The organism is Janthinobacterium woesei (assembly GCF_051380875.1).
Classification (GTDB): domain Bacteria; phylum Pseudomonadota; class Gammaproteobacteria; order Burkholderiales; family Burkholderiaceae_D; genus Janthinobacterium.
In genome coordinates, this window is sequence record NZ_JBNYXW010000010.1 from 38,063 (window position 1) to 51,680 (window position 13,618).

Annotated in this window: 10 protein-coding genes; 3 read left to right on the top strand and 7 right to left on the bottom strand. The window is 64.3% G+C overall.

Annotation, left to right across the window (positions count from 1 at the left end):
* Positions 1 to 68: 68 nt before the first annotated feature.
* On the top strand, positions 69 to 986 hold the full coding sequence (locus tag ACQ4W6_RS13030) for a pyridoxal-phosphate dependent enzyme (protein WP_436567606.1): 918 nt from the start codon (positions 69 to 71) through the stop codon (positions 984 to 986).
* A 13-nt stretch (positions 987 to 999) separates the two neighbouring features.
* Here the strand turns inward: ACQ4W6_RS13030 and ACQ4W6_RS13035 are convergent, their stop codons facing one another.
* The 6 genes from ACQ4W6_RS13035 to ACQ4W6_RS13060 all read right to left on the bottom strand — a co-directional run bounded on the left by ACQ4W6_RS13035 (position 1,000) and on the right by ACQ4W6_RS13060 (position 11,300).
* A complete protein-coding gene (locus tag ACQ4W6_RS13035) occupies positions 1,000 to 3,039 on the bottom strand; it encodes a diguanylate cyclase domain-containing protein (protein WP_436567607.1) in 2,040 nt (679 codons plus the stop codon).
* Between the two features lie 62 nt (positions 3,040 to 3,101).
* Complete coding sequence (locus ACQ4W6_RS13040) at positions 3,102 to 5,771, bottom strand: molybdopterin-dependent oxidoreductase (protein WP_436567608.1); 2,670 nt, start codon at positions 5,769 to 5,771, stop codon at positions 3,102 to 3,104.
* Between the two features lie 32 nt (positions 5,772 to 5,803).
* A complete protein-coding gene (locus ACQ4W6_RS13045) occupies positions 5,804 to 7,030 on the bottom strand; it encodes an NAD(P)/FAD-dependent oxidoreductase (protein ID WP_436567609.1) in 1,227 nt (408 codons plus the stop codon).
* Positions 7,027 to 7,410 (bottom strand): nitrite reductase small subunit NirD, encoded by a 384-nt coding sequence (gene nirD, locus ACQ4W6_RS13050; RefSeq protein WP_436567784.1) that lies wholly within the window; start codon positions 7,408 to 7,410, stop codon positions 7,027 to 7,029. The genes ACQ4W6_RS13045 and nirD overlap by 4 nt, the downstream gene beginning before the upstream one ends.
* A 12-nt stretch (positions 7,411 to 7,422) precedes the next feature.
* Positions 7,423 to 9,966: a nitrite reductase large subunit NirB gene (gene nirB, locus ACQ4W6_RS13055; RefSeq protein ID WP_436567785.1), complete on the bottom strand. Its 2,544-nt coding sequence runs from the start codon at positions 9,964 to 9,966 to the stop codon at positions 7,423 to 7,425.
* Between the two features lie 23 nt (positions 9,967 to 9,989).
* A complete protein-coding gene (locus ACQ4W6_RS13060; protein ID WP_436567610.1) occupies positions 9,990 to 11,300 on the bottom strand; it encodes an MFS transporter in 1,311 nt (436 codons plus the stop codon).
* A 458-nt stretch (positions 11,301 to 11,758) separates the two neighbouring features.
* On the opposite strand from ACQ4W6_RS13060, the gene ACQ4W6_RS13065 reads away from it, so the two are divergent.
* A complete protein-coding gene (locus tag ACQ4W6_RS13065) occupies positions 11,759 to 12,172 on the top strand; it encodes an RcnB family protein (RefSeq protein WP_436567611.1) in 414 nt (137 codons plus the stop codon).
* Here ACQ4W6_RS13065 and ACQ4W6_RS13070 read toward each other — a convergent pair.
* The gene (locus ACQ4W6_RS13070; RefSeq protein ID WP_436567786.1) at positions 12,156 to 13,085 is read right to left on the bottom strand and encodes a LysR family transcriptional regulator; all 930 of its coding nucleotides are present in this window, start codon (positions 13,083 to 13,085) and stop codon (positions 12,156 to 12,158) included. The two genes, ACQ4W6_RS13065 and ACQ4W6_RS13070, sit on opposite strands and share 17 nt — an antisense overlap.
* 135 nt (positions 13,086 to 13,220) lie before the next feature.
* On the opposite strand from ACQ4W6_RS13070, the gene ACQ4W6_RS13075 reads away from it, so the two are divergent.
* Positions 13,221 to 13,616 carry a RidA family protein gene (locus ACQ4W6_RS13075; protein WP_436567612.1) on the top strand — a complete coding sequence of 132 codons (396 nt, stop codon included), beginning with the start codon at positions 13,221 to 13,223 and terminating at the stop codon, positions 13,614 to 13,616.
* The last annotated feature ends 2 nt before the right edge of the window (positions 13,617 to 13,618 follow it).

Below are 13,618 nucleotides of genomic sequence, written 5' to 3' on the forward strand. Positions count from 1 at the left end.
GCAAGGGTGAGACGGCGGCGCGGGCGCGTCGGCTATGATGCTGGCCTGACTGTCTTCCAGGAAAACGCATGGCCCTGCACATCGAAACTCCTTTGCTCAACTCGCGCGCCCTGAGCCTGCACAGCGAGCGCGCCATCTGGCTCAAGCTGGAAGCCTTGCAGCCGCCTGGCTCCTTTAAAATCCGCGGCATCGGCCTGGCGTGCGAAGAATATGCGCGCCGCGGCGCCAGCCGTTTCATCTCTTCTTCCGGCGGCAACGCCGGTATCGCCGTCGCGTATGCGGGGCGCCAGCTGGGCATCCCCGTCATCGTGGTGGTACCGGAAACGACCAGCGCACGGGCCAGTGCCCTGATCGCGCAGGAAGGCGCGCAAGTGATCGTGCATGGCGCCGCCTGGCAGGAAGCGAACGCGCTGGCGCAATCGATGCTCACGCCGCACGACGCCTTTTTGCATCCGTTCGACGATCCGCTGCTGTGGCAAGGCCATGCGGGCATGATAGATGAAGTGGCCAGCGCAGGCTTGAAGCCGGACGCCGTGGTGCTGTCGGTGGGCGGCGGCGGCTTGCTGGCCGGCGTGGCCGAAGGCTTGCAGCGCCAGGACTGGAATGACGTGGCCCTGGTGGCCGTGGAAACCGCAGGCGCCGCCTCGCTGGCCGCCGCCGTGGCAGCGCGCGAGCACGTGGCCCTGCCGGCCGTGACCAGCATCGCCACCTCGCTGGGCGCGCGCCAGGTGTGCGCCCAGGCATTTGCCATCAGCCAGACGCGGTTGCTGCACAGCGTGGTGGTCTCGGACCAGGCCGCCGTCGACGCCTGCCAGCGTTTTATCGGCGACCATCGCCTGGTGGTCGAGCCGGCCTGCGGCGCCGCCCTGGCGGCCGTGTATGGACAGGCGCCGCAGCTGGCGCCCTACCGCAATGTGCTGGTCATCGTCTGCGGCGGCGTCACTGCCACCACGCAGCAGCTCGATCACTGGAGCGCCACCCTGTAGGCGCCTGACCTGGCTAAGGGGCCGGCGCTGCCGCTTCGATCAGCGCCATGCCATCGCGGCCCTGCCCCTTGGCTTCATACAGGGCCTGGTCGGCCAGGTCCAGCAGCTGCTCCGGCGTCAGTTCACCGGCGCGGAAGATGGCGATGCCGATGCTGGCCGTCACGGGCAGCGGGCCGCTGGCAAGCTGGAACGGCACGCGGATGGCGTCGATGATCTTGGCGCCGATGTGGCGCACTTCGGCCGCGCTGTTGACGCCATCGAAGATGATCACGAACTCGTCGCCGGCCAGGCGCGCCACCAAGTCGCTGGCCCGCACGCTGCCAGCCAGGCGGGCGGAAAATTGCTTGAGCACCTCATCGCCCGCCTGGTGTCCCAGGCTGTCATTGATGCCCTTGAAACGGTCGATGTCGAGATACGCCAGCGCCATCGGCGCGCGCGTGGCACGCGTGCGCTGCATGCTCAGCGCCAGCTGTTCGTCGAAACGGCGCCGGTTGGCGATGCCCGTCAGGGTATCGGTGGAGGCGGCAAACTGCAGCGCCGTGTGCACCGCCTTGGCCTTGGTAATTTCGTGGATCAGGCCATACACACCCTCCACCACGCCGCTCTCGCCAACATCGGGCACGTAACTGGCCTGGAAGGCCCGGTATTCCGTTTCTGCCTCGCCTTCGATGGTGAACTCATACTCGACCTCTTCACCCGCGAACGCCCGCAGCAGGTATTGTTCGCGCAGCTGATAGGCTTCTTCGCCCAGCACCTCGCGCATGGAGTGCATCATGCTTTCCTGGTGCGACCGGCCGAACCATTTTTCGAAGGTCGCATTGATGAACTGATAGCGGTGCTCGCGGTCGATGTAGACGATCACCACGGGCACGTGGTCGGTCAGCAGTTTCAAACGCCGTTCGCTGTCGCGCGTTTGCGCCTCGGCCATTTCGCGCTCGGCCACCAGCGAGTAAAAATCGCGGCTCAAGTCGCCGATTTCGTCGCGCCGCTCGATTTGCAGCGCTTCGATGCCCAGGCGCTGGCGGCGAATCTGGTGCACCTGGCGGCGCAGCCGCTCCAAAGGCTGCAACAGGCGCAGCACCACGCGCCAGCCGGCCAGCCCTGCCAGCGCCGCCAGCAGCACGGCGGCCAGCAAGATCTTGCTGCGAATCGCATGCAAGGGCGCAAACGCGTCGCGCATCGGGTAGACCGAGGCCAGTATCCAGCCCGTCGAGGCGATGCGCTGGTAGGCAAACAGCGCATCGACGCCGCTATTCGTGGTGCCCGCCAGCGAGCCCTCATAGCCCTGCATGGCGCGCCGCGTGGGCACACTAAGGGGGCCATGGGCTTCGATATGCTGCATGATGCGCGACTTGTCAGGGTGCTCGACGATGATGCCATCGTTGGTCATGATGTACAGATAGCCGCCATTGCCGGGCTTGAGCGCTCCCAGGCGCCCCAGGAAGTCGGGCTGGCGCAGATTCACGCTGGCTACCAGCACATAGCGCACGCCGCCCTGCGCATCGAATACGGGCTGCGTCACCACCACCAGGGGCATGCCGGAAATGCTGCCGTTGAGGGGCGCGGAGATAACCGAACGCCGGGTCGCCAGCGTTTGCTCAAAATAAGGACGTCCTTTCAGGTTCAGCCCCGCATGCGGCTTGAAGGGACTCCGGCTGGCCAGCAGGGAACCATCGGCAGCGACCAGGCCGGCCGTGTAGAACTCCTTGCCCAGCACCGTTTGCGCGGAGAGGAAGCGCTGCAGGCCATCGCCATCGCCCACGCCGCTTGCCGCCAGGCTGTCGGCGATCACGCGCAGCACATTGCGCTTGGCATCGAGTTCTTCATCGATGAAGACGGCGGCGCTGGCCAGCGACACATATTGCTGGTGGCCCGTCACGTCGCGCATGCCCCGTTCGGCCACGGCCAGGGTGGCCAGCGCCAGCAGGGCCACGGCACCCAGCACCAGCATGAAAACGATCATGCTCATGCGCGCCTTCAGGCTGGCGGGAAAGCGCCGGCGCAGCAGCTTGCGCCATGTCCTCCAGACCTTGGGGTGTTGCACTGCTGTCATCACACTGCCTCTCTCTTGTAGAGCCGGCAATATAACAAAGCCTTGCAGGAAAGGACAGGCTCTCAGGCCGCGCTGCGCGCTTCGGCCAGCAATTGTCGTATCTCCGGTACGCACGAACCGCAATTGCCGCCCGCCTTGACGCAGGCCGTCACCTGCGCCGTGGTGGTCAGTGATTGCGCCTTGATGGCGGCGCAGATGGTGTTGCGCCCGACGCCGAAGCACGAGCACACTGTAGGGCCGGCGTCAACGCCCTGGCCGATGGGCTGGCCCAGCAGCACGCCGGCGCGGTCCGCCGCATCCATCTGCGCGTGCGCAAACAGGCTGGCGAGCCAGGTGCGCGACGGCAGGTCGGGCCGCGGCGACACATACACGCATTGCGCGATGCGCCCCTCTTCCAGGTGCACGGCGCGGTACACGCCGGCGCTGGCGTCCGCGTAATCGAGCCAGTCGGCGCAGGCGTCCGTCACGCCGAGCAGCGCGCGCGCCCAGGCACCCAGGTCATCGATGCGCTGGCGGCCCGCCAGCTCGTAGCGCAAAAACTGCTCGCCCTGGATGCGCGTCCAGTGCGCCACGCCGTCCAGGTGCAACGGCGTGCGGCTCAAGACGAATGCATGCCAGTGCACGCGGAACTGCTCGATGCGCACGGGCGTGTGCTTGAATTCCGGTTCGCCCGAGACGGGGTCGACCACCGGATTGACGACGGCGCCCACGCGCGCGTCGGAAGCCTGCGCGTCGCTCCAGTGGATCGGCACGAAGACCTGGCCGCGCGCGATGCCGCCGCCATGCACGACGCGCGCCACCATCGCGCCCCAGGCGCTGGAAATGCGCGCCAGTTCGCCTGCACGCACGCTGTACAGCAGCGCGTCCTGCGGGTGGATGTCGATGAACGCTTCGGCGATATGGCCAGACAATTTCGCCGCCTTGCCCGTGCGCGTCATGGTATGCCACTGGTCGCGCACCCTGCCCGTGTTCAAAATGAGCGGATACTCTTCATCGGGTGCATTGCGCGGCGCGCGCGGCGCGGTGGGCACAAAACGCGCGCGGCCATCGGCATGCGCGAAGCGCCCGTCGCCGAACAGGCGCGCCTGGCCCTGCGGCCACTGCTGCGGCGCCAGGCTAGCGTATTGCGCCGCATCAAGGTCGGCAAGCTCCCCAAGATTGAACAGGCGCGAAAGCGCTCCCTCGTTGCGGAAGGCGGACAGGCGCGCATGTTCGGCAAAGATCGCTTGCGGCGACGCAAAGTCAAAGCCCGCATAGCCCATGCGCGTGGCCACCTCGCACAGCACCTGCCAGTCGGCGCGCGCCTCGCCCGGCGCCGGCAGGAAGGCCCGCTGGCGCGAGATGCGCCGCTCGGAATTGGTCACCGTGCCATCCTTCTCGCCCCATCCCAGCGCGGGCAGCAGCACGTCGGCATGGGCATTGGTATCGGACTGCGCGCTGATATCGGACACCACCACCAGCTCGCACCTTGCCAATGCGCGGCGCACCTGGTCGGCGTCCGGCATGCTGACCAGGGGATTGGTGGCGATGATCCACACGGCCTTCACCTTGCCCGATTCGATCGCGTGGAACAGTTCCACGGCTTTCAGGCCGGGCTTGTGGGCGATGCGGGGCGAGTCCCAGAACGTTTGCACAGTGTCGCGGTGCTGCGGGTTGTCCAGCTCCAGGTGCGCCGCCAGCATGTTGGCCAGGCCGCCCACTTCGCGCCCACCCATGGCGTTAGGCTGGCCCGTCAGCGAAAACGGTCCCATGCCGGGCTGGCCGATGCGCCCTGTCGCCAGATGGCAGTTGATGATGCTGTTGACCTTGTCCGTGCCGCTTGAGGACTGGTTCACGCCCTGCGAAAAGGCCGTGACGACCTTGCGCGTGGCGGCAAACGCCTGGTAAAACGCCAGCAAGGCGTGCGGATCGACCTTGCAGATCTTCGCCACCTGCTGCGGGTCGCTGCAATCGGCATGCGCGGCCGCCAGCGCCGCATCCAAGCCAGAACTATGCTGCGTCACGAAAGCGTCATCGATCACGCCTTCCTTCGCCAAATAGCACAATAAACCGTTGAACAGCCACACGTCCGTGCCGGGTTTGACCGGCAAATGCAGGTCGGCCAGCTCGCAGGTGGCCGTGCGGCGCGGATCGATCACCACCAGTTTTACCTCTGGCCGGCTTTCCTTGATGCGCGCAATGCGCTGGAACAGGATCGGATGGCACCAGGCCGTGTTCGAGCCGACCAGTACCACCATGTCGGCCAGCTCCAGGTCTTCATAGCAGCCGGGCACGATGTCTTCGCCAAACGCCCGCTTGTGGCCGGCCACGGCCGAGGACATGCACAAGCGCGAATTGGTATCGATATTCGCGCTGCCGACATAGCCTTTCATGAACTTGTTGGCCACATAATAATCTTCCGTCAGCAGCTGGCCCGAGACATACAGGGCCACGGCATCGGGCCCGTGCTGGTCGATAATGGCGCTAAAACCGCTGGCCACCTTGTCCAGCGCAGCCTCCCAGGAAGCTGGCTGCAGTACGCCATCGACGCGCACCTGCGGCTGCAGCAAGCGGTTGTCGAGGCTCAAGGTATCGCCCAGCGCCGAGCCCTTCACGCACAGGCGGCCCAGGTTGGCGGGGTGGCTGGCATCGCCGGCGATGCGGATGGCGCCATCGGGCAGGCGCGTCGCTTCCACGCCGCAGCCGACGCCGCAGTACGGGCAGGTGGTGTTTACGGGCGTGCAAGTCGTCATGGACATATCCTGTTGGTCGCTATTGGTCGTAGTCAGGCGGCCTGGCCGCACAGGGCCTGGCCAAACAACAAGTGGCTGCGCAGCGCGCTGATGTCGCGGCGCTGCTGGATCAAGTCAAAATACCAGGGGCCGTCCTGCACCTCGCCATACAGCACGGCGCCCACCAGGCGGCTGCCCTGTACCACCAGGCGCTTGTAGACACCACGGCGCGGATCGCGCAGCACCAGGTCTTCACTGCCCTCGCCGCCGAGGATATCGCCGGCCGAATACAGGTCGATGCCCGTCACCTTCAATTTCGTCGCGCTGGCTTGCTGCACATAGCGCCGGTGTCCCGCGCCCGCCAAATGCGCCCCGCACACGCGCGCCTGTTCCCAGATGGGCGCCACCAGGCCAAACGTGGCGCGCCGGTGCTGCACGCACTCGCCCACCGCGTAGACGCGTGGATCATAGCTTTGCAGGCAATCGTCGACGACGATGGCGCGCTCGCAGTGCAGGCCTGCCTCCTTCGCCAGCGCGATATTGGGCCGCACGCCGGCCGTCATCACCACCAGGTCGGCGGGAATGGAACTGCCATCAAGAAAGCGCACGCCTTCGACGCGCGCGCTGCCGGTGATTTCGGCGGTCTGCGCCTGCATCAGGAAACGCAGGCCGCGCGCTTCCAGCGCCGTTTTCAACAGCATCGATGCGGGCTGGTCGAGCTGCTGGTTCATCAGGCTGCCGCTGGCATGCACGACAGTGACGTCCATGCCTTGGCGCTGCAAGCCGTTGGCCGCTTCCAGCCCCAGCAAGCCGCCGCCGATGATCACCGCATGGCGGTGCTGGCGCGCCGCCTGCAGCATGGTATCGACGTCGCTGATATCGCGAAAGCCGATCACGCCCGGCAGTTCATGCCCCGGCACGGGCACGATGAAGGGCGTGGAACCGGTCGCTAGCAGCAGCCGGTCGTACGCTAGCGTGATACCGGACTGCGATTGCACCGTGCGCGCCTGGCGGTCGATACGCAGCACCGGGTCGCCCGCATGCAGGGCGATGCCGTTTTGCGCATACCAGTCGCGCGTATGCAGCATGATATCGTCCACCGTCTTTTCGCCGGCCAGCACCGGGGACAGCAAAATGCGGTTGTAATTGCCGTGCGGCTCGGCGCCAAACACGGTGATGTCGTACAGGTCCGGGGCCAGTTTCAGCAATTCCTCGACCGTGCGCATGCCAGCCATGCCATTGCCGACCACCACCAGCGAGGGGCGCCGGGGCAGGTTCATATCGCCACCCACACCAGGCCGTCAAACACGCGCGCGGGCCAGGTGTCCACCGCATGCTCGGGCATTTCCAGGCACTCGCCGCTGCGCAGGTCGAAATGCTGTTTGTACAGGGGCGAGGCGACGACGATGCGCTCGCCGATGCTGCCCACCAGGCCCCGCGACAGCACCGAGGCGCCCGCGTTCGGGTCGACGTTATCGATGGCAAAGACGCGCGTTGCAGTATCAGTATCGGTATCGGTATCGGTATCAACGCCGCCGACGCGGAAGACTGCCACGTGGCGCCCTTTCAATAGCGCGCAGACGCCCGTATCGGGCACGATGTCGTCGAGTCGACAGATGGCCAGCCAGTCGGATGAAGGAGGTACAGACAGTTCATTCATGGCGTTCATGACTCAGGCCTCCACGGCAAGGATGGGAATCACGGTGGCGGCGCGGCGCTCGCCTGCCGTGGCGGGGCGGATCTGGCCCCTTTCTTCGACAAACACCACGTTTTCATCGTTTTTATCGCTGTTGACGAAATGGCGGAAGCGCTGGCGCACGGCGGGGTTGGAAACGGCTTCCTTCCACTCGCAGGCATAGGTGTCGACCACATGCTGCATGTCCGCCTCCAGTTCGTGGGCCACGCCCAGGCTGTCGTTGATGACGACGCGCTTCAGGTAATCGAGGCCCCCTTCGAGGTTGTCGCGCCACACGCTGGTGCGTTGCAAACGGTCGGCCGTGCGCACGTAAAACATCAAAAAGCGGTCGACATAGCGCACCAGGGTGGCTTCATCGAGGTCGGACGCCAGCAATTCCGCATGGCGCGGCTTCATGCCGCCATTGCCGCACACGTACAGGTTCCAGCCCTTTTCCGTGGCGATCAGACCGATGTCCTTGCCCTGCGCCTCGGCGCATTCGCGCGTGCAGCCGGAGACGCCGAACTTGATCTTGTGCGGCGTGCGCAAGCCTTTGTAGCGGTTTTCCAGCTGGATCGCAAAGCCCACGCTGTCGGCCACGCCGTAGCGGCACCAGGTGGAACCGACGCACGATTTGACCGTGCGCAAGGATTTGCCGTAAGCGTGGCCCGATTCGAAGCCGGCGGCGATCAGTTCTTCCCAGATGGCTGGCAACTGGTCGACGCGCGCGCCAAACAGGTCGACCCGCTGGCCGCCCGTGATCTTGGTATATAAGCCGTACTTTTTCGCCACCATGCCCACGGCGATCAAGCCATCGGCCGTCACTTCGCCGCCCGGCATGCGCGGCACCACGGAATAGGTGCCATCCTTCTGGATATTACCCAGAAAGTAGTCGTTGCTGTCCTGCAGGCTGGCGTGCACGGGCGATAACACGAAATCGTTCCAGCACGAGGCCAGGATATTGGCCGCCACGGGTTTGCACACGTCGCAGCCGAGACCCTTGCCATGCGTGGACAGCAGCGCGCCGAAGCTGCGGATCTTGCCCACGCGTACCAAATGGTGCAGTTCCTGGCGCGAATACGCAAAATGTTCGCACACGTGGTTGTTGACGGCCAAGCCTTGCTTCAGCATCTCCGCCTTCATGATCTGCGTCACCAACGGCACGCAGCCGCCGCAGGCCGTGCCCGCTTTCGTGCAGCTTTTCAGGGCGCCTATCGTCGTCGCACCCTCGGCCACGGCGGCGCACAGCGCGCCTTTCGAGACGTCGTTGCACGAGCAGATCTGCGCCGCGTCGGGCAAGGCGTCCACGCCCAGGCCAACCTTTTGCTGGCCGTCGGCCTGCGGCAGGATCAAAAATTCCGGGAATTCCGGCAGCTCGATCTTGTTCAGCATCATCTGCAAGAGCGTGCCGTATTCGCTGGCGTCGCCCACCATCACGCCGCCCAGCAAATATTTGCCGCAATCGGAGACGACGATCTTCTTGTAGATTTGCTTGCGCTCGTCCATGAACTGGTAGGAGCGGCTGCCCGGCGCATTGCCGTGCGGGTCGCCCAGGCTGGCCACATCCACGCCCATCAGTTTGAGCTTGGTGCTCATGTCGGCGCCCTTGAAGCTGGCCTCGCCCTCTTCCTGCAGCACATGGCGCGCGGCGATGCGCGCCATTTCATAGCCGGGTGCTACCAGGCCGAAGACCAGGCCACCCCACAGCGCGCATTCGCCGATGGCGTAGATATCTGGGTCGGACGTGACGCAGCTATCGTCGATGGCGATGCCGCCGCGCGGCCCCACTTCCAGGCCGCAGGCGCGCGCCAGCTCGTCGCGCGGGCGGATGCCGGCCGAGAAGACGATCATGTCCGCTTCCAGGTGGCTGCCGTCGGCAAACTGCATGCGGTGCGTGGCCGCCTCGCCATCAAGGATGGCCACGGTGTTCTTTTGCGTGTGCACGGTCACGCCCAGTTCTTCGATCTTGCGGCGCAGGACGCGCGCGCCGCCCTCGTCGACCTGCACAGCCATCAGGCGCGGCGCGAATTCCACCACGTGCGTCTCCAGTTTCAAGTCGCGCAAGGCCTTCGCGCATTCGAGGCCCAGCAAGCCGCCGCCGATGACCACGCCCGTTTTGGACTTGCCGCCCCAGGCCAGCATGGCTTCCAGGTCTTCGATGGTGCGGTAGACGAAGCAGCCATCGCGCTCCTTGCCCGGCAACGGCGGCACGAACGGCGTGGAACCGGTGGCGAACACCAGTTTGTCGTAGCTCAAGACTTCGCCCGTGCTGGCGGTGACGGTTTTTGCCACGCGGTCGATGCTGACGGCGCGCGCATTGAGTTTCAAGACGAGATTGTCCTTGTCGAAGAAGCCGGGCGCCACCAGCGACAGGTCGTCCGCCGATTTGCCGCTGAAAAATTCGGATAGGTGCACGCGGTCATAGGCGGGGCGCGGCTCTTCGCACAGCACAGTGACCGACAAGCGCGTATTGTTCTCCAGCGCCAGCCGTTCGAGGAATTTATGCCCGACCATGCCATGGCCGAGGACGACGATTTTCAGGGGGTGGTTCATGCTTGCTCTCCTCAGGCCGCAGCCATGTTCGGTTCGGCCGCGACACCGGTAAAACGCACGGCGATGGCGCACAGGGCCGAGATCACCACCAGCGCGCTCAAGATGATCAGGGTCTGGCGGATGTCGCCCGTGCCCTTCATCAGGAAACCGGCCGCCACGGCGCCCACGTTGCCGCCCGCACCGATGATGCCGGCCACGCCGCCCAGAGCCTTGCTGTCGATGAAGGGCACCAGCGCATAGGTGGCGCCGCAAGCCATGTGGGTGAACAGGCCAAAGACCAGCATGGCGATGACGGCGTACGTGACGCTGTCGACTTTGGCAAACCACAGCAGGCCCACGCCTTCGCCGATCATCAGCATGAACAGCAGAGTGACGCGGCTGTTCAAATTGCCGCGCAGGGCCAGCTTGTCGGACAGCCAGCCGCCCAGGGCGCGGGCAAACAGGGCCAGCAAGCCGAAGCTGCCGGCGGCCAGGCCGGCGGACTTGAGCGACAGGCCAAAATGATCGACGTAGTACACGGCGGCGATGTTATGGATGAAGATTTCAATGCCGAAGCAGGCGCCGTAAGTGACGAACAGCAGCCAGACGCGGTAATTGCCGCTGGCGGCCTTGAAGCTGTCCCAGCCGCCGGCCGGAGCATGTCCGGCCTTTCCACCTTCGATGGCCGTGCCGGCGGCGCGCAAGTCCGAGTAATTGCCTTCCGGGCAATCCTGCGTATAGCGCCAGTACAAGGCGGCCATGACCAGCATCAACACGCCCGGCACCAGCAGCGCGACGCGCCAGCCCATCGACTCGGACACGCCCAGCATCAGCATGGCGCCCAGCAGCAGCGGCATCAGCGCCTGCGCCGCGCCGCCACCCGCATTGCCCCAGCCGGCGGCGGCCGCATTCGCCGTGCCGACGACGCGCGGCGCGAACATCACCGAGGTGTGGTATTGCGTAATGACAAAGCTGGCGCCGACGGCGCCGATGCCCAGGCGGAAGAACAAGAAGCTTTCGTAGCTTTGCGAGGCGGCCACGCCCAGCACGGGAATGGCGCCCAGCAACAGCAAGCCGGTGTAGGTCTTGCGCGGGCCGTAGCGGTCGCACAAGGGGCCCACGAGCAGGCGCACGAGGATGGTGATGGCGACGGCCGCGATATTGATGTTGGCCACTTGCGCCAAGGAAAGGCCAAACTCGCCCTTGATGACCGGCATCAACGGTGCGCAGGCGAACCAGGCAAAGAAACACACGAAAAATGCCATCCACGTCAGGTGGAATGCGCGCATAGGCGGCGTGGCGAAGGAGAAGAGCGCGATGCTGCTTGCTTTTTGGCTAGCCATGATGGTTCCCGAAGTATCCCGTTAATAACAAAGATGCAAACAAAACGGCGCCCGCCCCCACCGATACAAATATCAGCCTGGGCGGACGCCGTTGTCCATGTGGTCCGTCGTTGGACCGTTGTCTATTCAGGGGATCGCCGTTGATCCGTACCTTCTGTTTAGCAAGCGCCGTGCCAGGTCTTTCATGGGGATCGCGCCCGGAATGCACGCCATTTGCGCCCGTTCATGGTGTATCGCGGTGCAGCATCGCCACTTGTTGGTGCATTGATGGAACTGAAACGTGGAAAAACTTATTAAAATACTATCGTACGCTCCACGGGTGAAGCCATCGTGCTGGCGCCCTTCTTTACTGATTACACCACTGCGTGCGCTAGCAGACTGAAAAGAAAGACAAAGCGTGTTCTACTTGAATCATTGGCCGGCGCACTCGTTCGGCCCATGCTTAAAAAGGAATCCTCATGAACAAAAACAAGAAAATTATCGTTTCCTCCCTGCTTGTAGCCTTCATGGCTTGCAGCGCCTCGGCCTTTGCCCAGGATCGTCATGACGACCGTAATGACCGTACCTCGCAGCAGCATGACCAGCGTGGCGACAGGAATGATGACCGCCGTGACGACCATGCGCGACCGAATGCGCACCCAAACAACGGCGCCAACCATGCCAGCAACCGCGGCGCCGGCCCACGCCATGACCTGCACAAGGGCAATCGCCTACCCTTCGAATACCGCAACAAGCAGCATTACGTCAGTGACTGGCGCGGTCGCCACCTCAGCGCCCCGCCCCGCGGCCACCAGTGGGTACAGGTCGATGGCGACTACGTGCTGATGGCCGTGACCACCGGCTTGATTGCGCAGATTATCCTGGGTAATTAATTGCGCCGACCGGCGCATGCCGGTCCATCAGTTCCACCACCCAATCGATAAACACGCGCAGCTTCTTGCTGACATGGCGGTTGGGTGGGTATGCCAGATACAGCGGCATCGGTTCAATCGACCACGTTTCAAACAACGGCACAAGTTCCCCTGCCACCACATGCCTGCTCGCCATATAGTCCGGCAGCCACAGCACACCCAATCCTGCCAGCCCCGCCGCCAAATAAGCGTTTCCGTCATCGATGGACAACACGTACTGGCCCTCGATCTTGACGATGTCACCGCCCCGTTGCATCACATACGGAAAACCGTTGCCGCTGCGCCCCCAGCGAAACCGGACGATGCGATGCTGCGAGTGTTCCAGCTCATTGGGGTGCAGAGGCGTGCCGGCGCGGGCCAGGTAAGCGGGCGCCGCATACACGGCCAGCTGCAAGTCACCGATCTTGCGTGCCATCAGTGACTGGTCTGTGATGGCGCCGCCGCGAATCACGCAATCGACATTTTCACCGATCACATCAACCATGCGGTCACTGGCGCCCATGTCGAGCTGGATGTCCGGGTACAGCGCATGAAACTGCGGCAGCGCTGGCACCAGCAGCATGGTGGCAAGCGGACTGGGCACATCCAACCGCAATTGTCCGCGCGGCAGCGCCGAGGCGTTCGGCAGACTGGTCTCCACCTCTTCAAGGGCTGCCAGAACATGCACGATACGCTCGTAATATACGGCGCCGTCGGCCGTCACGTTAACCTTGCGCGTGGTGCGGTTCAGCAGCTTCAGGCGCAAACGGGCTTCGAGCTGCTGCACCAGCTGCGTCACGGTCGTACGGCTCATGTGCAGCGTCTGGGCCGCCTTGGTAAAGCTGCCCGTCTCAACTACGCGCACGAAAGCCTTCATTGCGTCAAACCTGTCCATTCCCGCATCCTCGTCCATTGATTGTTTGGATTATACAAACAGTCTAGCGCACGCCTGCATGTTTATCTGCCAGCCGCCGGCGCGTAAAGTTCTGTCCATGCAGCCAGCCGGCTGACTGATCACAGGAGCAAAGCAATGACCACACGTGACGTCGTATTTCCCCCAGGGCGCCAGGCGCTGTATGAACAAAACCGTTATTCGCCGGCCGTACGCGCCAATGGCCTGCTGTTCGTGTCTGGCCAGGTCGGCAGCCGTGAGGACGGCTCACCGGAACCCGAACTCGAAGCGCAGGTCCGACGCGCTTTTGAAAACCTGAACGCCATCCTTGCAGCCGCCAACTGCTCGTTTGATGACGTGCAGGACGTCACCATCTTTATGCTCGACCCGCAGTCACACTTCCAGCGCATCTGGGACCTGGTGCAGGCCGAGTATTGGGGCGAGGGGCCCTACCCTACTGTGACGGCCGTCGGCGTCACCTGGCTGTATGGGTTTCAGTTCGAGATCAAGGTGGTGGCGAGGTTGCAGGAATAGTC